This window comes from Caballeronia sp. NK8 (assembly GCF_018408855.1).
GTDB lineage: Bacteria > Pseudomonadota > Gammaproteobacteria > Burkholderiales > Burkholderiaceae > Caballeronia.
In genome coordinates, this window is record NZ_AP024327.1 from 495097 (window position 1) to 518199 (window position 23103).

The window sequence follows — 23103 nt, forward strand, 5'->3', positions numbered from 1 at the left end:
TCGGTCGCAGTCTAGGGTGTTGCCGGCCGGCTGTCTGTCCTCACGAAATGGGACAGGAAATCGGTTAACACAGAGCTAATTCAGTGCCTCCAGAATGCATTGCATACCGGATCGGAGGAAAAAATTGAGCCTGCTAACCGATGAACGAATGAACACGCTGAGCGAGATTGCCGCCGATTGTTTCGATGTCGATTTCGAGCGCGGCGGTGCGCTCGGCGACGGCATTCTCGTCAAGCCGATGGATATCGTGCGCGCGCTGGAAAGTGCCTACGACATGGGGCTGATCGCGGGATATCAGTTGACGCATGGGACGCTGCGGGCGCGGTGAGTGCTGCGCGACGGCTGGCAGCCTCACCACGCCGACGCCTCATGCGTACCGCACCCTCGCCGCCTTCATCGCGCCACAGATCGCGCTCACATGCCGATGATCGGTGCCACAACACCCGCCCACCACATTCATGCGCGGCAACCACGCGTGCAGCGCACGATACTGCGCGCCGAGTTCCACGGGATCGCCGTCGTCGAGATCGGCGGCGTCGTCGAGGTCGGCATGACTGCGCCGTGACGCGTTGGCGCGGATGCCATGCACGCGGCCGCGCCACGCGCCGCCATCGCCGAGTACGGTTTCGAAATGCGACGGATGCGCGCAATTGATCATGTAGTACGCGGCGTAGGCGTCCGTTTGGGCATCGGCGCGCTCGATGACATCGCCGAGTGCATCGCCCGAAGGCAGACGGCCATCGGTTTCGAGCGTGAACGAGATCGCCACGGGCATACCGCGCGCCCGGGCGGCATCGATCACGCCGATGCCCTCTTCCGGATACGTGATCGTGAAGGCCGCGATCATGTCCGCTTCGGTTGCCGCGAGCGTATCGATCTGCGGCTGGTGATACGCGCGCGCCTCTTCGCGGCTCATGCGCGACTCGACGCGATACGCATCGCCGCGCGGCCCCAGACACCCGCTGATGACGATGGGCGTGTCCGTCGTCTCGAACGCCTCGCGCACCCGCACGAGCAGATCGATCGCCTGCCGGTTGGCGTGCGCGAGCGTGGCATCGGAATAGCCCAGCTTGCGGCCCCAGTCCGCATTCGCGCGCCATGTCGGCGCTTCGAGCACGAGGCCGACGCCCTCGCTTTGCGCCAGCGCCGCATAGCGCCGGAAATACGCGTCGAGGCGCGCCGTGCCCGCGGCGTCCTTCAGAAGATCGAACGCAGCGAAGCACGGCAGCTCGATGCCATCGTGAAAGATCAAGGTCGTTTCGATGCCGCCGTCGGTCATGAAAAGCGCGTCGTCGAGCTGCGGAAGGTGCGTGCGGTACTGGCTCATGGTCATGCTCCGTCTACGAGGTCCACGTCAATGAAAGGAGGAGATACAACACGCGCGTGCCGTTGCCCGTCCCTGTGGGAGCCGGCTGGCGCACACGCCTTCCTTACACTTAAATAACAATACGACGGAGCCACGATACGACCCGCGCGCGTTCGACACCAAAGCCATTTCGGCAACTAACCGGACAAAACGGCCATGAACGACCGATCACCCGTGCGCATCTGCATCCTCGCGCTGCCCGAGACGTCGGCGTCGGTGGTGTACGGCATGTACGACATGTTCATGTCGGCGGGACGCGACTGGGGTCTCATCGTCGAGGGCACGCCGGGGCGCGCGCCGATCGCGCCCATGGTCGTGTCGCGTCACGGCGGCGCGTTCATCGCCGGCAACAACGTGCGCATCACGGCGGACGCGCCGCTCGACGCCTGCGATGACGCCGATGTCATCTGCGTGCCCGAGCTGCTGGTGCCGCCCGGCGAGCCGCTCGCGGGCCGCTTCGACGATGAAATCGCGTGCCTGCGACGCTGCCATGCGCAGGGCAAGATCCTCGCGACGGCATGCTCGGGCGCGATCCTGCTCGCGGAAGCGGGCCTCCTCGATGGCCTCGATGCGACCACGCACTGGGCGTACTGCGATTTCATGTCACGGCAATATCCGTCGATCAAAGTGCGCGCGCATCGCGCGCTCGTCGCATCGGGCGACGGCGAGCGGCTCATCATGGCGGGCGGCGGCGCGTCGTGGCTCGATCTCGCGCTGTATCTGATCGCGCGGCTCGCGGGCATCGAAACCGCGATGCAGACGGCGCGCATCAATCTCGTCGACTGGCACGACGTCGGCCAGCTGCCGTTCGCGCGGCTCGCGCGCACGCGGCAGGCGGAAGATGCGGTCATCGCGCGGTGTCAGTCGTGGATCGCCGAGCACTATGCGCAGCCCTCGCCCGTCGGCGCGATGATGCAGATGAGCGGCCTGCCCGAGCGCTCGTTCAAGCGCCGCTTTCAGCAGGCGACCGGCATGTCGCCGCTCGCATACGTGCATACGTTGAGGCTGGAGGAAGCCAAGCAGATGCTCGAAACCGACCGTCAGCCGATCGAGGCCATCGCCAATGAAGTCGGCTATGAAGACGCGGGATTCTTCAGCCGGCTGTTCAGACGCAAGGTGAGTCTCACGCCGGCGCAATATCGCCGCCGCTTCGGCGCGATGCGCGATGCGATCGGCTGCATCAGCGAGAACCGGTAAGCGTCGTCCCCGCCACCCGACGCGGCAAATGCGGCGCGGTCTGCGCGATGTGATCGAGTTCGTCGCGAACCGCGTCGATCACGCACGCGTCGCGCACGCAGGGATCGGCGGCGTGGATCGCTTCGAGCCGCCGCCGCACCGCGCCGTACTGCGCGCCCGCACGGCGATGCAGCTCGGCGCGCTCGCCGTAACGCAGGAATGTCTGCAACGAGGCGAGCACGGCGGCGCTCAGACTCGTCATGCCGATGACGACGCGCACATCCGGCGACACCGCCGTCGCGACGAGCGACAGAAACGCCGATGTGCCCGTCGCCGCCGTGATGCCGATGACGGCGAGCCCCAGACGCCGGCCGCAGCGCGTCAGGCGGTCGGCCATCGCGTAATGGCGAAGCTGCGATTCGCGCGCGCGCCGGACCCACGTCAGCACGAGCGATGACGTGTCGCGAGGTGGATCGTACGAGGCTGCGGAGCCGGCTGGTGAAAGTTCCAGGGACGTGTCGGTCATGTTCTAAGCGTTGTGCGAACAGACCTCATCTTTGCCGCGAATGCGGACAGAACACGTCCCGATCAGCCCGCGACTCACTTGTCGTTGCGCGGCGGCTGGATCATCTTCCAGCCATTGCCGGCGGGATCGCGGAAGCCGGCGTCGACACTGCCGAAGCGATCGACCGGCTCCTGCGTGAACTCCACGCCGCTCGCCTTCAGCCGTTCGTAGCTCGCGCGGCAATCGGCGACATTGAGCACGAGCGGCGGCATCGCGCCCTTGGCGACCATCGCGCGCAGGGTTTGCGCCGTCGCGTCGTCGTGAACGGGCGGGCCGGGCGCGAACAGGCCGAGCTGGAACGACGGCTGATCCGGATGCTGCACGGTGAGCCATCGGTACGTGCCGTTGCGCACGTCGGTGTGAACGCGGAATCCGAGCTTGTCGACGTAAAACGCAAGCGCTTCGTCCTGATCGTCGACATAGATGCCTATCACGCTGATGCCCTGGTTCATGTGACCTCCTTCGTTGAAGATGGGCGCACTTTACCGTTCGCGACGCGCCGCCGCTTCTCCAAAACTGCGATGTTGAGATCCGGGCGCTGCGCGGCCTTCAGCACGCAGGCGGGCACGCGATCGACCGCGTGGTTATCGCTGCGGGATGCGGCGCGCATCGCGCCCGGACTGTGGCCGGTGATATCGCGAAAGATGCGGCCGAAGGTGCCGAGGCTTTCCCAGCCGGTGACGAATGCGATGTCGGTGATGGGAAGATCGGTATCGCGCAACAGCGTGACGGCCTGCTCGATGCGCCGCGTCAACAGATAGCGATGCGGCGGAAGGCCGAACGCGCGCTTGAACGAGCGCGCGAAATGGGCTTCCGAGACGCCGCTGACTTCGGCCAGCCGCCTGACCGGCCAGTCTTCGTGCGATGACGCATCCATGCGGTCCTTCGCGCGCAGAAGGCGGCGCAGCAGGGCCGGGTCCTGCAAGGCGTCGGGGTCGTGGGATGGCATGTGGCGTCGGGACGAAAATGCGTGCGGCTAGTTTAACCGGACGCGCCCCGCCCCTCACAGCAACGGCAGCGTGAGCCTGATGTGTTCCGCGAACGCCGCCGTCAACAGCGACGGACGCTCCCGCGCGAACTTCAGCGATATGCCCACGCCCGGCAACGCGGGCAATCCGGTATCCGCGTTCAGCACGCAGAGATCGGCGGGCACGGCGGTCTGCGTGATGACCGCGAAAGCCTGACCCGAGCGCACCAGCGCAATGAGGCCCGCGAGACTGCTGCTCGCATACGCGATGCGATACGCCTTGCCCGCGCGCTGCAACGCCTCGCACGCGGCGATATGGTCGAGCGTGTCCGGATCGGAGAGCGCGAGCGGCAATGGATCGTAGTGCGCGGATTCCATCCCCGGGCAGCCGATCCACACGAGCTGCTCGCGCCGGATGACCTCGCCGCCGGGGCTGTCTTCGGGCAGCGAGAGCATCGCGAGATCCAGCGCGCGCTTCTTCAACTGTTCGGCGAGCCGGGGCGTCGGACCGCACACGACTTCGACCAGCGCATGCGGATGCTGGCTGGAAAACTGCCGCAGCAGCGTCGGCAAAAAGACGGCGGCGTAATCGTCCGGACAGCCGAAGCGGATGCTGCCCGAAAGGCCTCTGCCGCAGAGATCGGCCATGGCTTCGTCGTGCAGGCGCAGGATGCGTTGCGCGTGAACCAGCAGGCGCTCGCCGGGATTGGTCAGCACGACGCCACGGCCGGTGCGCTGAAAGAGCGGCTGATCGACGATATCCTCCAGCCGCTTCATCTGCTGGCTCAGCGCCGATTGCGTCCGGCCGATGCGCTCGGCGGCGCGGCTCAGCGCCCGCACTTCGGCGATGACCGCGAACGAGCGCAGCAATTCGATCTCCAGCGAAAGGCTCAAGATATTAGATCCTCTTCTATCTCGCATTAGAACTATTCGATTCTATAAAACCACAGCGCCGACTACACTGCAAATTCCTCTCACCATCCGCCAGGAGAAGCACGGTGTCCCTGAACAACGACGCAACTTTTTGGCACAACGCCAGGCAGCATCTGATTCGCTACGGCGGCACCTTCGAGCCGATGATCATCGAGCGCGCGCAGGGCAGCTTCGTCTACGACGCCGATGGCCGCGCGATTCTCGATTTCACGTCGGGCCAGATGAGCGCGGTGCTCGGCCACAGCCATCCCGACATCGTCTCGGTGATCAGCGAATATGCGGGCAAGCTGGACCATCTGTTCAGCGGGATGCTGTCGCGTCCCGTGGTCGATCTCGCGACGCGTCTCGCCGATATCACGCCCGCCGGCCTCGATCGCGCGCTGTTGCTCAGCACCGGCGCGGAGTCGAACGAGGCCGCGATCCGCATGGCCAAGCTCGTCACGGGGAAATACGAAGTCGTCGGCTTCGCGCAGTCGTGGCACGGCATGACGGGCCATGCCGCGTCGGCGACGTACAGCGCCGGGCGCAAGGGCGTCGGTCCGGCGGCGGTCGGCTCGTTTGCGATTCCCGCGCCGTTTGCGTATCGCGCGCGCTTCGAACGCAACGGCCAGTACGACTGGCTCGCGGAACTGGATTACGCGTTCGATCTCATCGACCGGCAGTCGAGCGGCAATCTCGCGGCGTTCATCGCGGAACCGATTCTGAGTTCGGGCGGGATCATCGAGTTGCCGGAAGGCTACATGGCGGCGCTCAAGCGCAAGTGCGAGGAGCGCGGCATGTTCCTGATCCTCGACGAAGCGCAGACCGGCATCGGCCGCACGGGCACGATGTTCGCGTGCCAGCGCGACGGCGTCACGCCCGACATCCTCACGCTATCGAAAACGCTCGGCGCGGGTTTGCCGCTCGCGGCGGTCGTCACGTCGGCGGAGATCGAGGAACGAGCGCACGAACTCGGCTATCTGTTCTACACGACGCACGTGTCCGATCCGCTGCCGGCAGCCGTCGGACTACGCGTGCTCGACGTGGTCGAACGCGACGGGCTCGTCGCGCGCGCGAACGTGATGAGCGCGCGGCTCAGACGCGGACTGCTCGATCTGATGGAGCGCTTCGACTGCATCGGCGATGTGCGTGGACGTGGTCTGCTGCTCGGCGTGGAAATCGTCCGAGATCGCCGCACGAAAGAACCCGCCGATGGACTGGGCGCGAAGATCACACGCGAGTGCATGAATCTGGGCCTCAGCATGAATATCGTGCAGTTGCCCGGGATGGGTGGCGTGTTTCGCATCGCACCGCCGCTTACCGTCAGCGAGGAAGAGATTGATCTCGGGCTTGATTTGCTGAGCAAGGCTATCGAGCGGTCGCTATAGGTCCGAGGGCGTCGCCGCGTGCGACGCCCCGGCCATTTACCCGCCCGCCGCCGCGCGCTCGATCGCGTCGATGTCGATCTTCTTCATCTGCATCATCGCGTCCATCGCGCGTCGCGCGGCTTCGCGATCGGGGCTGTTGAAAATCTCGAGCATCCGCTTCGGCGTGATCTGCCAGGAAAAGCCCCAGCGGTCCTTGCACCACCCGCACGGTCCCTCCTCGCCGCCATTGCCGATGATCGCGTTCCAGTAACGATCCGTATCCTGCGCGCTGTCGGTGTGGACCATGAAGCTCACCGCTTCATTCGGCTTGAAATTCGGGCCGCCGTTCAGCCCGAGAAAACGCTGACCCAGCACGGTGAATTCGACGGTCAGCTCAGGCCCCTGCCCCACGCCCGGCTTGGCGGAAACGTGCCCCGCGCCGACATGGCTATCCGGAAACGTGGCGGCGTAGAACTCCGCCGCCTCACGCGCGTCGCCATCGAACCACAGACAATTGACTAGCTCGGCCATCGCGTTCTCCTTCGAGACAGTGGACAGTGCGCCGACGATATCACGCCCGCGCCACCGCGCGCGCCCGGCCCCGCGCGGACGGCACGACTTCCGCCAGCAATTCCTCGTGCAGCGCGCGCAACACCTCGACGAACGCCGACGCAAGCCGCTCGCGCGGCCGATGCGGCGGAAACAGCAGATAGGTCGGAAAGCGCACCGCCGGCAGGAACGGACGGATCGCGATATCCGGTCCTCGGAAATCGCGCGCGACGATCGGATGCGCAAGCGTCACGCCCATGCCGTGCCGCACCATCTCGCAGCACATCGCGGTGTATTGCGCCTCGATCGCGAGCACGCGCTTCACGCCCGCGCGCTGGAACACTTCGTCCATCAACGCGCGCGTGCCGTCGCCGTGACACAGCGAAATGAACGATTCGCCTTCCAGATCCTCCGGCCTGATGACGCGCTTCGCCACGAGCCGATGCTTCGCCGGCATCACGCACACGGCGGACACGCTCGATAGCTGCTCGACATCGCAGTTCGACGCCTCGCTCACATACACGGCAACGCCCAGATCGCAGAACTGCGACGCCGTCCAGTGATTCACCGTGCCCGACGTGTTCACATGCAGCGACACCGTGACTTCCGGAAATAGCTCGACGAAGCGCTTGATCGCGTGCGGCACGAGCGTGATGCCCGCCGAAGGCATCGCCGCGATGCGCAAACGGCCGCTGCCGAGATTGCGGATCTGCGCCGCCGCATTCGCGAGTCCCTGCAAGCCGACGAACGCACGTTCGACTTCGCGGAAGAAGGCGGTGCCCTCGCTCGTGGGAATCAACCGCACGCCGCTGCGCTGAAAAAGCTGCAGACCGGTTTCGCGCTCCAGTTGCGAAATCAGCCGGCTGACATTGGGCTGCGACGTGAACAGCGCCTTGGCCGCCGCGGTCATGGATCCGGACACCATCACCTCGCGAAACGCCTCGATGTGCTTCAGATTCATGGGTATTTTCCCCGTATTTTCCCCGTATTTTCCCTATTCTCGACGATCCCGATCCATATCATCCCTGCATAGATAAGTATTTTATTCGTATTGGACGATATGACCACCCGGCGCGACACTTCATTCCATCGACGGGCAAACGAGCCCGCTCCCCACGTAACGGAACTGGAGATCGTCGTCATGAGAAGCGCGCTGCCTCGCCGTCTGTCCGTCCTGTCCCGCACCGCGTTCGCGGTCCTTTCGATCACCGGAGCACTCGCCGCCCACGCCGAAACCACGCTCTATGTCGCCAACGTCGGCGGCTCGAACGAGCAGCTGTATCGGCAGAAGATCATTCCGCCGTTCGAGAAGGCGCACGACGTCAAGGTCGTCTACGTCGCGGGCAATTCGAGCGACACGCTCGCCAAGCTCCAGGCGCAAAAGGGCCATCAGCAGATCAACGTCGCCGTGATGGACGACGGCCCCATGTATCAGGCGATGCAGATGAACCTGTGCGCCAAGCTCGACGACGCGCCGATCATGAACGACGTCTATCCGCTCGCGAAGCTCGGGCCTACGTCGATCGGCGTCGGCATGGTGGCGACCGGCATCGGCTACAACGAGCAGGCGTTCAAGAAGGCCGGCCTGCCGCCGCCCGATTCGTGGAAGGCGCTCACCGACAAGCGCATCAAGGGCAAGCTCGGCGTGCCGCCGATCACCAACACCTACGGCCTGCATACGCTCGTGATGCTCGCGCGGCTGTCCGGCGGCGGCGAGAAGAACATCGATCCGGGCTTCACCGAAATGACGAAGCAGGTCGCGCCCAACGTGCTCTCGTGGGCGCCGACGCCCGGTGAGATGGACGGCCAGATGCAGTCCGGCGACGTGATTCTCGCGCCCTACGGCAGCGGCCGCGCGGTGGCCCTGCAGAACACCGGCTTTCCGCTCAAATTCGTCTACCCGAAGGAAGGCGCGGTCGCGTTGCAGGTGGCGGCGTGCGTCGTCGCGGAGAACGCGCAGCCCGCCCTGTCGCAGCAGTTCGTGCAGTACCTGCTGACGCCCGAAGTGCAGATGCTGCAGGCGCAGAACATCGGTCTCGGGCCGGTCAACAAGACCGTCAAGCTGACGCCGGAAATCGCCGCGCGCGTGCCCTACGGCCCCGAGCAGATCTCGAAGCTCACCGCGATGGACTGGGCCACGATCAACCAGCATCGCACCGAGTGGACCGAGCGCTGGAACCGTTCGGTCGAGCGCTGAAGCGCGCCCACGATCCGTTGACGTGACGAAGGAGCAACGCGCATGGCCTTTCTGACTCTGCAAGGCATTTCGAAACGCTACGGCGATTTCACGGCGATCGAGCAGCTCGATCTGGCGGTCGAGCGCGGCGAGCTATTGTCGCTGCTCGGCCCGTCCGGCTGCGGCAAGACCACCACGCTGCAAATGGTCGCGGGCTTCGTCACGCCGACGACCGGCCGCATCGAACTCGATGGACGCGACATTACGCACGAGCGCCCGGAAAAACGCGGCATCGGCGTGGTGTTTCAGAGCTACGCGCTGTTTCCGCACATGACGGTGGCGGGCAACGTCGGCTTCGGACTGGAGATGCGCAAGGTGAAGCGCCGCGAGCGCGACGAACGCGTCGCCGAAGCGCTCGCGCTGGTGCGTCTGAACGGACTCGGGCATCGCTATCCGAAGGAACTGTCGGGCGGCCAGCGGCAGCGCGTGGCGATCGCCCGTGCTATCGCGATGCAGCCCGAACTGCTGCTGCTCGACGAACCGATGTCCAATCTCGACGCCAAGCTGCGCGAGGAGATGCACATCGAATTGCGCGCGATCCAGAAGCGTCTGGGCATCACGACGATCCTCGTCACGCACGATCAGGTCGAAGCGATGACGATGAGCGATCGCATCGCGGTGATGCATCGCGGCGCGATCTCGCAGCTCTCCACGCCATACGACGCCTACGAGCGCCCCGCGACGCCGTTCGCATCGACCTTTCTCGGCCGCACCAACGCCTTTTCCGGCGAAGTGCTGCGGCGCAATCCGCGCTGTGCGATCGTCGACGTCGCGGGCACGCAGATGCATGTGCCGCACGAAGGCCGTCATGTCGATGGCGCGGTGAACGTCTACATCCGTCCGGAGAAGGTGCATCTGGCGAACGGCAAAACCGGCGATGCCCGCGTGCGCGGCCGCATCGCGACGCGCGTGTTCGTCGGCAATCAATGGCTGCTCGAAGTGGAGACCGGCCTCGGCAAGCTGCGTGTGGCGCAGCCGAATCACGGCGCGCCGCCGCCCGAGGAAGGCGACGAAGTCGGTCTCGACTGGACCGACGACGACCTGCGCGTGCTCACCCAGGACATCCGGGAGAACGTCAATGGCCACGCTTGACGACGCCCGTCCCGGCGCCGCGCCGTGGCTGCTGTCGGGGCCCGCGCTGCTGCTTTTCATCGGCCTGCTGCTGGTGCCGCTCCTGCTCACGCTGATGCTGTCGTTCCGCGTGTTCAGCGATACCGCCGGCGTCTTGCCCGCCTTTACGCTCGGCAACTACTGGGAAGTGGTAAGCGATCCTTATTACGGCACGATCTTCCTGCGCACCGCCGGACTCGCGTTCGCGGTCACGCTGCTCTCGATCGTGCTCGGCGTGCCGGAGACCATCGTGCTCGCGCGCATGAAGCGGCCGTGGCAATCGCTGTGTCTGCTGATCGTGCTCGGTCCGCTGCTCATCTCGGTGGTCGTACGCACGCTTGGCTGGCAGATCCTGCTCGGCAACAACGGCGTGCTCAACAACGTGCTGCAGGCGCTGCACGTCACCGACGAACCCATCCGCCTGGTCTTCACGATGACCGGCGTGATCATCGCGCTCACGCACGTGCTGGTGCCGTTCATGGTGATGTCCGTCTGGGCGACGATGCAAAAGCTCGACCCGCAGGTGGAATGGGCCGGCCGCTCGCTCGGCGGCTCGCCGTTCGCGGTGTTTCGCCGCGTGGTGCTGCCGCAGATCATGCCGGGCGTGCTGTCGGGTTCGATCATCGTGTTCGCGCTGTCGGCGTCGGCGTTCGCCACGCCCGCGCTAATCGGCGGACGGCGGCTGAAAGTGGTCGCGACCGCCGCCTACGACGAATTCCTCGGCACGCTCAACTGGCCGCTGGGCGCGAGCATCGCGGTGCTGCTGCTGATCGCGAACGTGGCGATCGTGATGGGTTGCAGCCGCCTTGCCGAACGCCGCTTCCGGCATATCTTCGACTGAGCGGAGGACCCACATCATGAAAGAAAACGGCTGGCTCGCGCTCACCTACAACGCGTTCTTCCTGACCTTCATCGTCGCGCCGCTCGCGGTGGTGATGCTCGTCGCCTTCACCGACAAGGGCTTCATCTCGATGCCCTTCGATGGCGCGTCTTTCCGCTGGTTCCACGCGATCATCGAGAACGGCGACATCGTCGCGGCGTTCTGGCTGTCGGTGCGGCTCGCGTTCGCGGCGGCGACCATCGGCGTGCTGCTCGCGGTGCCCGCCGCGCTTGCGATCGCGCGCTATCGCTTTCCGGGCCGCGCCGCGCTCACGAGCTTCTTCCTTTCGCCGATGATGATTCCGGCGGTCGTGCTCGGTATCGCGTTCCTGCGCTTTCTGTCGCTGCTGCATCTGTCGGGCTCGTTCTGGTCGCTGGTCGCGGCGCACGTGATCATCGTGTTGCCGTATGCGCTGCGGCTTGCGCTGTCTTCCGCCGTCGGGCTGGATCGCGATGCCGAGCGCGCGGCGCTCTCGTGTGGTGCGAGCCGCTTCACCGCGTTTCGCCGCGTCGTGCTGCCGATGATCCGCACGGGCGTGGCGGGCGGCTGGGTGCTGTCGTTCATCCAGAGCTTCGACGAACTCACGATGACCATCTTCGTCGCGACGCCCGGCACCACGACGCTGCCCGTCGCCATGTACAACCAGATCGCGCAGACGATCGATCCGCTGGTGGCGTCGGTCTCGGCGGTGCTGATCGTCGGCACGGTCCTGCTGATGATCCTGCTCGACCGCATGGTCGGACTGGATCGCATTCTGATCGGAGAAGCCCGATGACATTTTCAAGCTCCGCCAGCCCCGATGTGCTCGTCCTGGGCGGCGGCCTGGTCGGCTCGGCCGTGGCCTACGGGCTCGCCCGCGAAGGCGCGCGCGTGACCGTGCTCGACGAAGACGACGGCGGCCTGCGCGCCTCGCGCGGCAACTTCGGCCTCGTGTGGATTCAGGGCAAGGGCTATGGCTTGTCGCCGTACGCGCAATGGTCGCGCAGTTCGTCGACGCGCTGGCCCGGATTCGCCGATGCCTTGCAGAGCGAAACCGGCATCGATGTCGCGCTGCGTCAGCCGGGCGGCTTCCAGTTCCTGTTCGATGACGAAGAACGCGCGGAACGCGAGAAGCGCCTCTCGACGCTCAAGGCCGAGCTCGGAGATTACCCGTATCAGATGCTCAGCGCCGCCGAAGTGCGCGAGCGCATTCCGCAGATCGGGCCCGCCGTGATCGGCGCGAGCTATACGCCGATGGACGGCCACGTGAATCCGCTCAAACTGCTGCGCGCCCTGCACGCGGCGATGCGGGCGCGCGGCGTGCGGCTCGTGTCGGCGGAGCGCGCGGAACGCGTCGTGCCGGAAGCGGGCGGATTCACGGTAACGGGCAAGCGCGGCACCTATCGCGCGGCGCGCGTCGTGCTCGCGGCGGGCCTCGGCAATCGCGCGCTTGCGCCGTTCGTCGGACTGAATGCGCCGGTCGCGCCGAATCGCGGGCAAGTGCTGGTGAGCGAGCGCGTCGCGCCGTTTCTCCACTATCCGACGCTCAACGTGCGCCAGACCGACGAAGGCAGCGTGCAATTCGGCGATTCGATGGAAGAAGTCGGCTTCAACGATTTCACCACGACGCACGTGCTCGCCGACATCGCCCGCCGCGGCGTGCGCGCCTTCCCGATGCTCAGGCACGTGCGGCTCGTTCGCATGTGGGCCGCGTTGCGCGTCTACAGTCCGGACGGCTTTCCGATCTACGACGCATCGCAGGCGCATCCGGGCGCGTTCGTCGTCACTTGCCACAGTGGCGTGACGCTCGCCGCCGCGCATGCGCTGCGCGTCGCGCCGTGGATCATGGGCGCGCCGATGCCCGACGAACTGCCGAGCTTCTCCGCGCGCCGCTTCGAGCACGCACAAGAACTGACTCCCGCACATTGAGTTCGACATGACAGCCCAATCGAATCCCACGCTCTTCAAGCCGCTCGATGGCTCCGCAGGCGGCAACATCGAAATCTGGTTCAACGGCCAGCCGCTCACCGTGCCCGCCGGACGTTCGGTCGCGGCGGCGCTGCTCGCGGCGGGCGTCTCGCGCTTTCGTGCGACCCCCGTCTCCGGCGCCCCGCGCGCGCCCTACTGCATGATGGGCGCGTGCTTCGAATGCCTGGTCGAAATCGACGGCGTGCCGAGCCGCCAGAGCTGCATGGTCGACGTAAAGGCCGGCATGCGCGTGCGCTCGCAGGAAGGCGCGCGCGATCTGCCGCCTTCGATCGCAACCGATGCTCCGCTGGAGAACGCCCATGGCCGCTGATTTCGCACCCGAAGCAGTCGATGTCGTCGTGGTCGGCGCCGGTCCCGCAGGCATGAGCGCGGCCACCCGCGCCGCGCGCGCGGGCCTGAAAACCGTGCTGATCGACGAGCAGGACGCGGTCGGCGGGCAGATTTATCGCGCGATCGGCCGTGCGGACGCGCGCCGCAAGGAGATTCTCGGTCCGGACTACGCGGCGGGCGACGCCATCGCCCAAGCGTTCGCCGCGTCCGGCGCGCGCCATGTGACGAATGCGAGCGTCTGGCAGGTCACGCGCGAGCGCGGCATCAACTATCTGAAGGACGGCCAGATCGCCTCGTTCGATGCGCAGCGCGTGATTCTCGCAAGCGGCGCGCTCGAACGCCCCTTCCCGATTCCCGGCTGGACGCTGCCCGGCGTGCTGACGGCGGGCGCCGCGCAGATCCTGCTCAAGAGCGCGGGCGAAGTGCCCGCCGCGCCGCCGGTACTCGCGGGCTGCGGGCCGCTCCTGTATCTGCTCGGCTGGCAATACGTGCGGGCAGGCGTGCCGATTCGCGCACTCGTCGATACGACGCGTCACGAAGACCGCTGGCGGGCGAAGCGTCATCTGCTGTCGGCGCTGCGCGCGTGGCCTTTCCTGAGCAAGGGCCTGCAACTGATCCGCACGTTGCGCGACGCAGGCGTGCCGATCTTCGAGGCGGCGGACGATCTGCGCGTGGAAGCGCGCACCGGCACGGATAACGCCGAGCATGCGGCGGCGCTCTGCTTCACGACGCAGGGCGTCGCGCATCGCGTCGAAGCGGACGTGATCCTGCTGCATCAGGGCGTCGTGCCGAACACGCAGTTCACGCATGCGCTGCGCGCGGGGCATCGCTGGGACGATGCGCAACTGTGCTTCACGCCGAAGACCGACGCATGGGGCGAACTCGATGTGCACGGCATCTTCGTCGCGGGCGATGGCGCGGGCATCGGCGGGGCGCAGGCGGCCGCGTTGCAGGGCACGCTCGCGGGCATTGCTGCGGCGGCGCAACTCGGCGCGCTCGACACCGCCGCGCGCGATGCCGAAGCCGCCCCGCTGCGCCGCGCGCTCGCGGACGTCATGCGTATCCGGCCGTTTCTCGACAGCCTGTATCGCCCGCGCCATGTGAATCGCATTCCGGGCGATGCGACCATCGTGTGCCGTTGCGAGGAAGTGACGGCGGGCGAGTTGCGCCAGTTCGTCGAATTGGGCTGCGTCGGGCCGAATCAGGCGAAGTCGTTTGGACGATGCGGCATGGGGCCGTGCCAGGGCCGCATGTGTGGACTCACGGTGACGGAGGTCATCGCCGATGCACGTCGGGTCTCGCCCGCCGAAGTCGGCTATTACCGCATCCGTCCGCCGATCAAGCCGCTCACGCTCGGAGAACTCGCCGGTGAATGACGCAAGCGGAGTTCAGGAAGCGGACGTGCTGGTCGTGGGCGGCGGATTGCATGGCACGAGCAGCGCGTTTCATACGGCGCGGCGCGGCGCGAAGGTGATCGTGCTCGAAGCCGACTATGTCGCGCGCCATGCGTCGGGCGTAAATGCGGGCGGCGTGCGTACGCTCGGACGGCCCGTGCCGGAAATTCCGCTCGCGCTGATGTCGCGCGAAATCTGGCACGGCATGACCGATCTGATCGGCGAGGACGGCGGCTTCGTCGCGTCGGGCCAGTTGAAGATCGCCGAAACCGACGACGAACTCGAAGCCTGCCGCGAGCGCGTCGCGCTGCTCGAATCGCACGGCTTCACGCATGAGAAAGTGATCGACCGCGACACCGTGCTCGAACTCGAACCGGCGCTCGCGCGGCACGTGACGGGCGGCATCTGGGTCGAGCGCGACGGTTACGCGTTGCCCTTCAGGACGACGACCGCCTTCCGCCTCGCCGCGCAAAGGCTAGGCGCGCGCTTTCTGGAAGGCACGCCGGTGCGGCGCATCGAGCAGCGTGGCACGCGCTGGTTCGCGCACACGCCGCGTGGCACGTTCAGCGCGGAAAAGCTGCTCGTCACGGCGGGTGCGTGGTCCGGCGAACTCGCGAAGCAGGTGGGCGAACCGGTGCCCGTGCATCCGGAGGGGTTGATGCTGATGGTCACGCATCGCGTCGCGCCGTTCTGCCGCGCGACGCTCGGCGCGACGGGCCGGCCGCTCTCGTTCAAGCAGTTCGACAATGGCACGGTGGTGATCGGCGGCAAGCTGATCGGCATCGCGGATCTCGCGAATCGACATGGCGAAGTGGATTTCATCCGCCTCGTGAAGAGTGCGCGCACCGTGACTGATCTATTTCCGCATCTGCGGCATCTTGGCGTGAATCGCGCGTGGGCGGGGGTCGAAGCGTTTACCGCGGATGAATTGCCGGTGATTTCCGCGAGCCGCGAGGCGTCGAATCTTTACTACTCGTTCGGTTATTGCGGTAGCGGGTTTCAGCTCGGGCCGGGGTGCGGGAAGCTCGTGTCGGAACTGATGCTCGATGGCGTGGCGTCGCTGTCGCTTGATGCTTTCGCCATTGATCGGTTTGAGCGCCATGCGGTTTTTAGTGACGCGAGTGCGTCGCGGCTCGTTGCGCATTAGGTTTGTCGCCGGATCCCGTTTTCGTGTTGGTTTATTGGCGTTGCCCCTGTGCGGGGCGGCAGTCACTTTCTTTGCTGCTGCAAAGAAAGTAACCAAAGAAACAGCTTGAGACGCCCGCGGTCATACGCAATTTGGGTGTTCTTCTCGTTGTTCGTGGCCTCTGTAGCGAGTGCCCTCACAGGCCTAATCGGGCGTGGACCGCGCACGGTCTGACAAGCTAGTACACCAAGGACGCAGGTTCAGCACGAAAAAGTTCCGGCACAGCGCTACGCGCTGCCGTTGGGTATGCAAGGGAAACCGACGAGAAAAAAGGATACGCAGAAGCACGCGCATCCCCGATGCACCCATCGGTCGCGTAGCGGGCCGGAGCCATTTCGTGCTGAACCAGTTACGCACGCGGCGCGATGTGGCAGACCGTGCGCGGTCCAAGCCCGGTTAGACCTACGAGGGCACTCGCTACTGAGTGCCACGAGCGAGGAGAAGGATACTCAAATTGCGTGTGACCGCGGGCGTCTCGAGCTGCTTTCTTTGGTTACTTTCTTTGCAGCAGCAAAGAAAGTGACTGCCGCCCCGCACAGGGGCAACGCTAATAAACCAACACGAAAACGGGATCCGGCGACAAAAACAACGGCCGTACAGACGCTTCCCTAGCGCATTTTTTTAACTCGGAGAACTACACATGAACGATATCGTTCGCATCGACACCAATCAACGCATGAGCCGCGTCGTAAAAGCGGCGGGCCTCGTATTCATCGGCGGCCAGACATCGGCCGATCCCACGCCGGACGTGAAGCTGCAAACCGCTAAAGTGCTCGAAAAGATCGACGGCTTTCTCGACAAGGCCGGCATCGACAAGACGCGTCTCGTCTCCGCGCAAGTATGGCTCGCGGACATCGGCCGCGATTTCGCCGGCATGAACGAAGTATGGGACGCGTGGGTACCCGAAGGCTGCGCGCCCACGCGCGCGACGGTGCAGGCGCAACTCGCGTCGCCGGATCTGCTCGTCGAAATCGCGGTCGTGGCGCTCGGCTGAGGCGAAACGCGCCTCGTGCACGGAGCGCCACGCGAGGGCTTATAGCAGCGCTTCGCTGCGCTCGATGCCGCCCGGCGCCGCTTCACGCACCGGCTGGCGAGGCAAGCGCTGCAACACCGCTTCCGCGACGAGTTCGGCCGTCGCCGCCGAAAGCGTCCAGCCAAGATGCCCGTGCCCCGTGTTGTAGAACACGCCGGGACGCTTGCCCTGTCCGACCTTCGGCAGCATGCTCGGCAACATCGGGCGCAGGCCGCTCCACGGAATCACGCGCGCCGTCGATACATCGGGGAAGTAACGCCGCGTCCATTCGACCAGCGGCGCGATGCGATCCGCGCGGATATCGCGGTTGAAACCGTTCAGCTCCGCCGTTCCCGCCACGCGAAAACGGTCCGCGCCGAGCCGGCTCGTGACGATCTTCGCGCGGTCATCGAGCAGGCTGACCCACGGCGCATGATCGCGGCTGCGGGCGTCGTCGAGGCAGACGGTGATCGAATAGCCCTTGACCGGATAGACGTTGAGATGATCGCCCGCCATCGCGGCAAACGCCCGGCTGCCGACGCCCGCGCAGACCACGATGCCATCGAAGCCGAGTGGCTGCGACTCGCCCGCATGTTCGACGGTCAGCGTGAGACGCCCCGCCTGCTCATCGATCGATGTCACCGATGTGTCGTAACGGAACTCGACGCCATGTCGCGCGCAGGCATCCGCGAGTCCGCGCGTGAACTTGTGGATGTCGCCCGTCGAATCCGACGGCGTGAAGAAGCCGCCATGAAACGCGCCGCGCAAGGTCGGCTCGATCGATTCGATCTCTTCAGGGGTGACGGCGTACCGGTCGAGACCCGCGCCCTTCAGAATCTCGTTGACCTTCGCGGCGGCGTCGAACTCCTTGCGCGTCGCGTAGAAATGCAGGATGCCGCGCCGTTCGAGATCGAAGTCGATGTTTTCGTCCCGCGCGATGCGAAAGAGATGCTCGCGCGCCGCGATCGCGAGGCGCACGGTCTCAGCCGTATTGGCGCGGTAGTTCGGTATATGCCGCAGAAACTCGCCCATCCAGCTGTACTTGTGCCAGCTGGGGCGCGGGTTCATCAGAAGGGGCGCGTCGCGCGTGAACATCCATTTCAGCCCCTTCAGCACGGTGGCGCGGCTGTTCCACACTTCGGCGTTGCTCGCGGAAAGCTGGCCGCCGTTGGCGAACGACGTTTCCATCGCCGCGTAGCGATGGCGTTCGAGAACGGTGACGCGAAAACCGCGCTGCGCGAGGGCGTAAGCGGTCGTGACGCCGGTGATCCCGGCGCCGATGATGGCGATTCGTGACATGACATGGTCCAGATTGATTGAGCATCGCCGGCCTTGGCCACATTCCTCAGCCGGCACCGATGCCCCATCTGTCCATGTACCTGAGAGTTTCGCCCGCGAGCAGTCGACGTTTGCGCCGATAGCCAGGGCTCCCCTTCGGTGGGCGCGTGAAAGCGCCGCTCTCCAGATGTTCCGGCGCGCACGGTCCTTTTGCCTGAGAGTTTCCGGGGCGGTTGCTCCGTCGGCGTCGTCGCGGGGGACGAGCTCTTCCGTGGCGCGTTGTCGAACCCCTCGACAATACCGATACGAAACGCGCGTGGCAAGCCCCTTCGACGTTGACAGACCGCCGGGCTCGCCGTCAGACTGCCGTCGTCCGTTCTTTCACCGCACCAACGATGCCGACTTCCCAACTGTCCGTCTACTTCTTCGCCCAGGCCGCTGTCATTGTGTTCGCGAGCCAGTTGGTCGGCCGGCTCGCGCAACGCGTTGGCCAGCCGCAAGTCGTCGGCGAGATGATCGCGGGCGTGCTGCTCGGGCCCTCGCTCTTCGGGCTGCTGCTGCCGCACTGGCAACAGGCGCTCTTCCCCAAGGCGACGATGGGCATGCTCTACGTCGCCGCGCAGCTCGGCGTCGGGCTCTACATGTTTCTGGTCGGCACGGAATTTCGCGCGGATCACTTTCGCGCACGCGCGAGAAGCGCGATGAGCGTTTCGCTCGCCGGCATCGTCGCGCCGTTCGTACTCGCGTTTGCGCTGACGCCGTGGCTGCTCACGATCACCGGCCTCTTCGCGGAAAAGGCGCGGCTCTACGAGGCATCGCTCTTTCTGGGCGCGGCGATCGCGATCACTGCGTTTCCGATGCTCGCGCGCATCATTCACGAGCGCGGACTCGCCGGCACCTCGCTCGGCACGCTCGCGCTGACCGCGGGCGCCTTCGACGACGCCGCCGCATGGTGCATCCTCGCGATCGTGCTGGCGAGCTTCGGCGGCTCGTGGACGGGCGCGTATATGGCGATCGGCGGCGGCGCGGCCTTTGCGCTGTTCATGATCTTCGTCGGCGGCAAGTTGCTGCGCAGGCTCGCCGCCGGACTCGATCCCGACGCGCCGCTGCCCACGAGTGTGCTCGCCGCCGTGATGGTGCTGTTCTCGCTGTGCGCGTTCGCGATGGACTCGATCGGCATTCACGCGGTGTTCGGCGGCTTTCTGCTCGGCGTCGCGCTGCCGCGCGGCCCGCTTACCGAGAAGCTGCGCGACATGCTGCAGCCTTTCGTCGTCGTGTTTCTGTTGCCGATGTTCTTCACCTACTCCGGCCTCAACACGCGGCTCGACATGCTCATGGACCCGGCCATCATGGTGGCCGCCGTCGCCATTCTGTTCGCATCGTTCGGCGGCAAGGGCATCGCGTGCTGGGCGGCCGCGCGCATGAACGGCGAACCGCCCGGCGACGCAATGGCGATCGGCGCGCTGATGAACGCGCGTGGGCTGATGGAGCTGATCATCATCAATATCGGGCTGGCGGCGGGCGTGATATTGCCCGGCCTCTTTTCGATACTCGTGCTGATGGCCGTGCTCAGCACGCTGATGGCGACGCCGCTGTTCAACTGGATCGTGCGCCGTCAGGCGGCGTTGCGGGAGGTCGTGGCGGGGTAGTTTTATCCGGATACCGAAGCATTATCGACGCGCCGCAGAGGCGTCGCTCTGCGACGCCCCCTCATGCAAACTTCACCTTCGCATGAGCCCCATCACGAGCGTCACGAGGAAAATTACGAGGAATATGAAGAACAATATCTTCGCGATGCTCGCAGCGCCCGCCGCAATGCCGCCAAAACCGAGCGCGGCGGCGATCAGCGCGATCACGAAAAAGACCAACGCGTAATACAGCATGATGTTTTCTCCTTCCCGTTCGAATCCGCCGCGCGCCCCATGTGCGCGGACAGTGCGGTAGCTTAAGCAAGCAGTATTCCTTACCGGATGGAGCATCGATTTTTCCCGTGATATCCTTGGCTTCGTCCTGCATACACCATCAAACCTGCATCGAGCCGCGAGCGCGGATCTGTCGTTTTTACACTGTCGTCAAGAAGACTCGTCGTCTGCCGTTAATTACAAAAAAGGACCCGAATCCGACAAGGCGCGGTGACGCTCGCTCGCGCGCTGTTCCGCGTTATCGAATGGTCATGCATTACGGGCACCATTCCAGCGGAGCAATCCCCGAATAAGGGCCATGCTCGCATGGTTGACGATCTGCGGTTCAAGGTCGATCGCTTCGCCATCTTGAGCGTCAAGCCATATGCGGCGGGCATCCCACCACCGGAGCGCGAACAGGCACGTTCGGATGCCATTCCTCCGACGATAGATTGACGGGCGCCGCCCTTGCGGCCCCATTGGGAAAGAATTGATGAAACCGGCAAGGAATTCGCTGCGGTCACGCGTTGGCCGATATATCGCGTATGGCGTGATCGCCGCCGCGCTCGTCGCGGGTGTGGGCGTGGTGCATTGGCGCAATGAAGTGCGCGCGACGCAATCGCAGCCCGCTGCGCTGAGTGGCATTGCGAATCAGATGCGGCACGACGCATCCGCGTGGACGCATCGGGAAAAGGACGCATCGGAAATGCTGACCGATATTCGCGAGCGCAACGTCGCGACGATCGGCGTCAGCCCCGACGCGATCCTCGTGTCGACGATGAAAGGTGAAAAGTACTACGTCGCGGACCACAAGGGCGCGTTCTCCAGCGCGCTGCTGCTCGGCGACATGAAACCGGGCGCCGCGTCGCCCTATCAGCTCGTATGGCTGCCCGACGCCGATGTGCGCGTGGGCATGGCGCGCTGGTCCGAAACGTTCGACCGCTCGCGCGACGTACTGAGTCTGCTGCTGCCCGTGCTGATGATCGGCGGCCTGCTCTGGTTCATGCGCCGCGAAATGCGCGGCGGCGCACAACTGCTTGGCACTTCGCCGACCTTGCGTTTCGACGACGTCATCGGCGCAGGCGAAGCGAAAGCCGCGCTCAACGACGTGCGCGCCTGGCTTACCGAGCCTGCACAATTTACCGGCATGGGCGTGCGCGCGCCTTGCGGCATCCTGATGACGGGCGGTCCCGGCGTCGGCAAGACGCGCCTCGCGCAGGCGCTCGCGGGCGAATGCAACGCGAACTTCATCGCGATCACCGGCAGCTATTTCAGTGCGAAGTACTATGGCGTCGGCATCCAGAAAGTGAAGCATCTGTTCGAACTCGCGCGCAAGAATGCGCCGACGGTGATCTTCATCGACGAAGCGGATGGACTCGGCAAGCGCACCGATACCGGCGGCGGTCCGGTCGAAGCGGAGAGCAACCGCATCATCAATCAACTGCTCGCGGAAATGGACGGCTTCGAATCGAACGAAGGCGTGATCATCGTCGCGGCAACGAATCATCCGGACAATCTCGACGAAGCGCTGCGCCGCCCCGGCCGTTTCGATCGCACGGTGCAGGTGCGTCTGCCGAGCGTCGACGACCGCGCCGAGATCCTGCGCTTCTACGCGGCCAATCTGAAGACGAAAGCCGACGACATCGACTTCGAACAGCTCGCGCGTCTGACGACGGGCCTCTCGCCCGCCACGCTGGCGATGATCGTGAATCAGGCGGGACTCGTCGCACGCAAGGCAGGCCAGCGCGAAGTCGGCGCGACACATTTCCTCGAAGCGATCAAGATCGCGCGCATCGGCGATATCAACGGCGCGGAGCGCGCCTTGTCCGACGACGAACGCACGCGCGTCGCGGTGCATGAAGCGGGTCACGGACTCGTCGCCGCGCTGCTCGGCACGGGCGTGCTCGAAGAAGTCACGATCCTGCCGCGCGGCGGCGCACTGGGTGTAGCGCTCATCACGAAGATGCAGGACAAGCATCTTTATCGCGAAACCGAACTGCGCAACGAGATTCAGGTGCTGCTCGGCGGGCGCAATGCGGAACTGCTCGTGTTCGACGAAGCATCGAGCGGCGCGGCGTCTGACCTTCAGGAAGCGTCGCGCATCAGCCTCGACATGGTGTCGAAGTTCGGCTTCAACGAAGACGGCAATCTGTTCAGCCTCGCCGCGCTGCCGCAGCAATATGCGGGCTTGCAGTTGAAGAACTCGATCGAGCACGCGAACGCGCTGCTGCACGATCTGAGCGATGCATGCCTCGCGCTGTTGCAGGCCAACGAGCCGGTGTTGCGCGCGATCGCCGATGAGTTGCTCGAATCGGAGACCGTGCCCGGCGAGACGGTTTATCGTCTGATCCGCGAACACGCGCAAGCGCTCGCGAACGAGGAAACCATCGACGAAGCACTGGCCGCCTGACCGGGAGAACCGACATGGTCGATGCGTATCGCAGCAAAGGGTTGTCCAGCGCGCTTTCGTATCAGGACCCGAAGGCCGCGTTCCGCTGGCTCGAAGCCGCATTCGGTTTCGAGCCGATGTTCGTCATCCTCGATGCCGACGGCAATCTCGCGCACTCCGAGATGTCGTATGGCGAATCCGTCGTGATGATCGGCAGCGAATGGAGCGACGATCACAAGAGCCCACGTTCGGTCGACGGCAAGAACACGCAGTCGGTGCATGTGCAGCTCGCGGAAGACGAGGACATCGACGCGCATTGCGCGCATGCGCGCGCGGCGGGCGCGTCGATTCTCGCGGAGCCGCAGACGCAGTTCTACGGCGACCGGACCTATCGCGCAAAAGACCCCGAAGGACATATCTGGACGTTCGGCGTCACCGTAGAGCGCATGACGCCCGAGCAATGGGACGCGGCGAGCGGACTGACGACGCGCAAACGTCTCGATTGAGCGGCGACGCG

25 protein-coding genes and 2 riboswitches are annotated in these 23103 nt (G+C 65.3%); of the genes, 16 read left to right on the forward strand and 9 right to left on the reverse strand.

Annotated elements, in window-relative coordinates; genetic code table 11:
- Positions 1 to 148: 148 nt before the first annotated feature.
- Positions 149 to 328: a hypothetical protein gene (locus tag NK8_RS39935; RefSeq protein WP_213234168.1), complete on the forward strand. Its 180-nt coding sequence runs from the start codon at positions 149 to 151 to the stop codon at positions 326 to 328.
- 39 nt (positions 329 to 367) lie between these two features.
- Here the strand turns inward: NK8_RS39935 and NK8_RS39940 are convergent, their stop codons facing one another.
- Complete coding sequence (locus NK8_RS39940; protein WP_213234169.1) at positions 368 to 1327, reverse strand: homocysteine S-methyltransferase family protein; 960 nt, start codon at positions 1325 to 1327, stop codon at positions 368 to 370.
- Positions 1328 to 1522: 195 nt separating this feature from the next.
- Between NK8_RS39940 and NK8_RS39945 the strand changes: the two genes are divergently transcribed.
- Entirely contained in the window at positions 1523 to 2563 is a 1041-nt protein-coding gene (locus tag NK8_RS39945; protein ID WP_213234170.1) for a GlxA family transcriptional regulator, read from the forward strand.
- Here the strand turns inward: NK8_RS39945 and NK8_RS39950 are convergent.
- The 4 genes from NK8_RS39950 to NK8_RS39965 form a co-directional block, all read right to left on the reverse strand.
- On the reverse strand, positions 2547 to 3068 hold the full coding sequence (locus NK8_RS39950) for an SLATT domain-containing protein (RefSeq protein ID WP_213234171.1): 522 nt from the start codon (positions 3066 to 3068) through the stop codon (positions 2547 to 2549). The two genes, NK8_RS39945 and NK8_RS39950, sit on opposite strands and share 17 nt — an antisense overlap.
- Positions 3069 to 3142: 74 nt before the next feature.
- Complete coding sequence (locus NK8_RS39955) at positions 3143 to 3559, reverse strand: VOC family protein (RefSeq protein ID WP_213234172.1); 417 nt, start codon at positions 3557 to 3559, stop codon at positions 3143 to 3145.
- Positions 3556 to 4056, reverse strand: coding sequence for a helix-turn-helix domain-containing protein (locus tag NK8_RS39960; protein ID WP_213234173.1), 501 nt, complete (start codon positions 4054 to 4056; stop codon positions 3556 to 3558). The genes NK8_RS39955 and NK8_RS39960 overlap by 4 nt, the downstream gene beginning before the upstream one ends.
- Before the next feature lie 54 nt (positions 4057 to 4110).
- Complete coding sequence (locus NK8_RS39965; RefSeq protein ID WP_213234174.1) at positions 4111 to 4995, reverse strand: LysR family transcriptional regulator; 885 nt, start codon at positions 4993 to 4995, stop codon at positions 4111 to 4113.
- A 77-nt stretch (positions 4996 to 5072) separates the two neighbouring features.
- Between NK8_RS39965 and NK8_RS39970 the strand changes: the two genes are divergently transcribed.
- Positions 5073 to 6374 carry an aspartate aminotransferase family protein gene (locus tag NK8_RS39970; protein WP_162069286.1) on the forward strand — a complete coding sequence of 434 codons (1302 nt, stop codon included), beginning with the start codon at positions 5073 to 5075 and terminating at the stop codon, positions 6372 to 6374.
- A gap of 36 nt (positions 6375 to 6410) precedes the next feature.
- Here the strand turns inward: NK8_RS39970 and NK8_RS39975 are convergent, their stop codons facing one another.
- Positions 6411 to 6884, reverse strand: coding sequence for a VOC family protein (locus tag NK8_RS39975; RefSeq protein ID WP_213234175.1), 474 nt, complete (start codon positions 6882 to 6884; stop codon positions 6411 to 6413).
- Between the two features lie 40 nt (positions 6885 to 6924).
- The gene (locus NK8_RS39980; protein WP_162069288.1) at positions 6925 to 7863 is read right to left on the reverse strand and encodes a LysR substrate-binding domain-containing protein; all 939 of its coding nucleotides are present in this window, start codon (positions 7861 to 7863) and stop codon (positions 6925 to 6927) included.
- Positions 7864 to 8043: 180 nt separating this feature from the next.
- Between NK8_RS39980 and NK8_RS39985 the strand changes: the two genes are divergently transcribed.
- From NK8_RS39985 to NK8_RS40025, 9 genes are all read left to right on the forward strand, one after another.
- Complete coding sequence (locus NK8_RS39985) at positions 8044 to 9099, forward strand: ABC transporter substrate-binding protein (protein ID WP_162069289.1); 1056 nt, start codon at positions 8044 to 8046, stop codon at positions 9097 to 9099.
- 42 nt (positions 9100 to 9141) lie between these two features.
- Positions 9142 to 10230: an ABC transporter ATP-binding protein gene (locus tag NK8_RS39990; RefSeq protein ID WP_162069290.1), complete on the forward strand. Its 1089-nt coding sequence runs from the start codon at positions 9142 to 9144 to the stop codon at positions 10228 to 10230.
- Positions 10217 to 11089 (forward strand): ABC transporter permease, encoded by an 873-nt coding sequence (locus NK8_RS39995; RefSeq protein WP_213234176.1) that lies wholly within the window; start codon positions 10217 to 10219, stop codon positions 11087 to 11089. Before NK8_RS39990 ends, NK8_RS39995 begins: the two co-directional genes overlap by 14 nt.
- A 16-nt stretch (positions 11090 to 11105) precedes the next feature.
- Positions 11106 to 11903: an ABC transporter permease gene (locus NK8_RS40000; RefSeq protein WP_061177516.1), complete on the forward strand. Its 798-nt coding sequence runs from the start codon at positions 11106 to 11108 to the stop codon at positions 11901 to 11903.
- The gene (locus NK8_RS40005; RefSeq protein ID WP_162069292.1) at positions 11900 to 13036 is read left to right on the forward strand and encodes an FAD-binding oxidoreductase; all 1137 of its coding nucleotides are present in this window, start codon (positions 11900 to 11902) and stop codon (positions 13034 to 13036) included. Before NK8_RS40000 ends, NK8_RS40005 begins: the two co-directional genes overlap by 4 nt.
- A gap of 7 nt (positions 13037 to 13043) precedes the next feature.
- On the forward strand, positions 13044 to 13406 hold the full coding sequence (locus NK8_RS40010; RefSeq protein ID WP_213234177.1) for a (2Fe-2S)-binding protein: 363 nt from the start codon (positions 13044 to 13046) through the stop codon (positions 13404 to 13406).
- A complete protein-coding gene (locus NK8_RS40015; RefSeq protein ID WP_213234178.1) occupies positions 13396 to 14802 on the forward strand; it encodes an NAD(P)/FAD-dependent oxidoreductase in 1407 nt (468 codons plus the stop codon). The genes NK8_RS40010 and NK8_RS40015 overlap by 11 nt, the downstream gene beginning before the upstream one ends.
- The gene (locus NK8_RS40020) at positions 14795 to 15967 is read left to right on the forward strand and encodes an FAD-binding oxidoreductase (protein ID WP_213234179.1); all 1173 of its coding nucleotides are present in this window, start codon (positions 14795 to 14797) and stop codon (positions 15965 to 15967) included. The genes NK8_RS40015 and NK8_RS40020 overlap by 8 nt, the downstream gene beginning before the upstream one ends.
- 679 nt (positions 15968 to 16646) lie before the next feature.
- Positions 16647 to 17000, forward strand: coding sequence for a RidA family protein (locus tag NK8_RS40025; RefSeq protein WP_162069296.1), 354 nt, complete (start codon positions 16647 to 16649; stop codon positions 16998 to 17000).
- A 39-nt stretch (positions 17001 to 17039) separates the two neighbouring features.
- Here the strand turns inward: NK8_RS40025 and NK8_RS40030 are convergent, their stop codons facing one another.
- Positions 17040 to 18317 carry a D-amino acid dehydrogenase gene (locus tag NK8_RS40030; protein ID WP_213234180.1) on the reverse strand — a complete coding sequence of 426 codons (1278 nt, stop codon included), beginning with the start codon at positions 18315 to 18317 and terminating at the stop codon, positions 17040 to 17042.
- Between the two features lie 65 nt (positions 18318 to 18382).
- A riboswitch (glycine riboswitch) is annotated at positions 18383 to 18486 on the reverse strand.
- Between the two features lie 10 nt (positions 18487 to 18496).
- A riboswitch (glycine riboswitch) is annotated at positions 18497 to 18570 on the reverse strand.
- Between the two features lie 121 nt (positions 18571 to 18691).
- Here NK8_RS40030 and NK8_RS40035 point away from each other — a divergent pair.
- The gene (locus NK8_RS40035; RefSeq protein ID WP_213234181.1) at positions 18692 to 19945 is read left to right on the forward strand and encodes a cation:proton antiporter; all 1254 of its coding nucleotides are present in this window, start codon (positions 18692 to 18694) and stop codon (positions 19943 to 19945) included.
- Positions 19946 to 20017: 72 nt separating this feature from the next.
- Here the strand turns inward: NK8_RS40035 and NK8_RS40040 are convergent, their stop codons facing one another.
- Positions 20018 to 20179 carry a DUF1328 family protein gene (locus tag NK8_RS40040; RefSeq protein WP_016347507.1) on the reverse strand — a complete coding sequence of 54 codons (162 nt, stop codon included), beginning with the start codon at positions 20177 to 20179 and terminating at the stop codon, positions 20018 to 20020.
- A 249-nt stretch (positions 20180 to 20428) separates the two neighbouring features.
- Here NK8_RS40040 and NK8_RS40045 point away from each other — a divergent pair, with 249 nt between their 5' ends.
- Genes NK8_RS40045 through NK8_RS40055 form a run of 3 tightly spaced genes read left to right on the forward strand, consistent with a single transcriptional unit; the run spans position 20429 to position 23092 of the window.
- A complete protein-coding gene (locus NK8_RS40045) occupies positions 20429 to 20653 on the forward strand; it encodes a hypothetical protein (RefSeq protein ID WP_213234182.1) in 225 nt (74 codons plus the stop codon).
- A gap of 37 nt (positions 20654 to 20690) precedes the next feature.
- Positions 20691 to 22607 carry an AAA family ATPase gene (locus NK8_RS40050; protein ID WP_162069299.1) on the forward strand — a complete coding sequence of 639 codons (1917 nt, stop codon included), beginning with the start codon at positions 20691 to 20693 and terminating at the stop codon, positions 22605 to 22607.
- A gap of 14 nt (positions 22608 to 22621) precedes the next feature.
- A complete protein-coding gene (locus NK8_RS40055) occupies positions 22622 to 23092 on the forward strand; it encodes a VOC family protein (RefSeq protein ID WP_213234183.1) in 471 nt (156 codons plus the stop codon).
- Positions 23093 to 23103 lie beyond the last annotated feature (11 nt).

Excerpts from the sequence above, each read along its gene's own strand:
- NK8_RS39935 (WP_213234168.1), top strand. The coding sequence starts at position 149 with ATGAACACGCTGAGCGAGATTGCCGCCGATTGTTTCGATGTCGATTTC.
- NK8_RS39940 (WP_213234169.1), bottom strand. The coding sequence starts at position 1,327 with ATGAGCCAGTACCGCACGCACCTTCCGCAGCTCGACGACGCGCTTTTC.
- NK8_RS39945 (WP_213234170.1), top strand. The coding sequence starts at position 1,523 with ATGAACGACCGATCACCCGTGCGCATCTGCATCCTCGCGCTGCCCGAG.
- NK8_RS39950 (WP_213234171.1), bottom strand. The coding sequence starts at position 3,068 with ATGACCGACACGTCCCTGGAACTTTCACCAGCCGGCTCCGCAGCCTCG.
- NK8_RS39955 (WP_213234172.1), bottom strand. The coding sequence starts at position 3,559 with ATGAACCAGGGCATCAGCGTGATAGGCATCTATGTCGACGATCAGGAC.
- NK8_RS39960 (WP_213234173.1), bottom strand. The coding sequence starts at position 4,056 with ATGCCATCCCACGACCCCGACGCCTTGCAGGACCCGGCCCTGCTGCGC.
- NK8_RS39965 (WP_213234174.1), bottom strand. The coding sequence starts at position 4,995 with ATGCGAGATAGAAGAGGATCTAATATCTTGAGCCTTTCGCTGGAGATC.
- NK8_RS39975 (WP_213234175.1), bottom strand. The coding sequence starts at position 6,884 with ATGGCCGAGCTAGTCAATTGTCTGTGGTTCGATGGCGACGCGCGTGAG.
- NK8_RS39980 (WP_162069288.1), bottom strand. The coding sequence starts at position 7,863 with ATGAATCTGAAGCACATCGAGGCGTTTCGCGAGGTGATGGTGTCCGGA.
- NK8_RS39985 (WP_162069289.1), top strand. The coding sequence starts at position 8,044 with ATGAGAAGCGCGCTGCCTCGCCGTCTGTCCGTCCTGTCCCGCACCGCG.
- NK8_RS39990 (WP_162069290.1), top strand. The coding sequence starts at position 9,142 with ATGGCCTTTCTGACTCTGCAAGGCATTTCGAAACGCTACGGCGATTTC.
- NK8_RS39995 (WP_213234176.1), top strand. The coding sequence starts at position 10,217 with ATGGCCACGCTTGACGACGCCCGTCCCGGCGCCGCGCCGTGGCTGCTG.
- NK8_RS40000 (WP_061177516.1), top strand. The coding sequence starts at position 11,106 with ATGAAAGAAAACGGCTGGCTCGCGCTCACCTACAACGCGTTCTTCCTG.
- NK8_RS40005 (WP_162069292.1), top strand. The coding sequence starts at position 11,900 with ATGACATTTTCAAGCTCCGCCAGCCCCGATGTGCTCGTCCTGGGCGGC.
- NK8_RS40010 (WP_213234177.1), top strand. The coding sequence starts at position 13,044 with ATGACAGCCCAATCGAATCCCACGCTCTTCAAGCCGCTCGATGGCTCC.
- NK8_RS40015 (WP_213234178.1), top strand. The coding sequence starts at position 13,396 with ATGGCCGCTGATTTCGCACCCGAAGCAGTCGATGTCGTCGTGGTCGGC.
- NK8_RS40025 (WP_162069296.1), top strand. The coding sequence starts at position 16,647 with ATGAACGATATCGTTCGCATCGACACCAATCAACGCATGAGCCGCGTC.
- NK8_RS40030 (WP_213234180.1), bottom strand. The coding sequence starts at position 18,317 with ATGTCACGAATCGCCATCATCGGCGCCGGGATCACCGGCGTCACGACC.
- NK8_RS40035 (WP_213234181.1), top strand. The coding sequence starts at position 18,692 with ATGCCGACTTCCCAACTGTCCGTCTACTTCTTCGCCCAGGCCGCTGTC.
- NK8_RS40040 (WP_016347507.1), bottom strand. The coding sequence starts at position 20,179 with ATGCTGTATTACGCGTTGGTCTTTTTCGTGATCGCGCTGATCGCCGCC.
- NK8_RS40050 (WP_162069299.1), top strand. The coding sequence starts at position 20,691 with ATGAAACCGGCAAGGAATTCGCTGCGGTCACGCGTTGGCCGATATATC.
- NK8_RS40055 (WP_213234183.1), top strand. The coding sequence starts at position 22,622 with ATGGTCGATGCGTATCGCAGCAAAGGGTTGTCCAGCGCGCTTTCGTAT.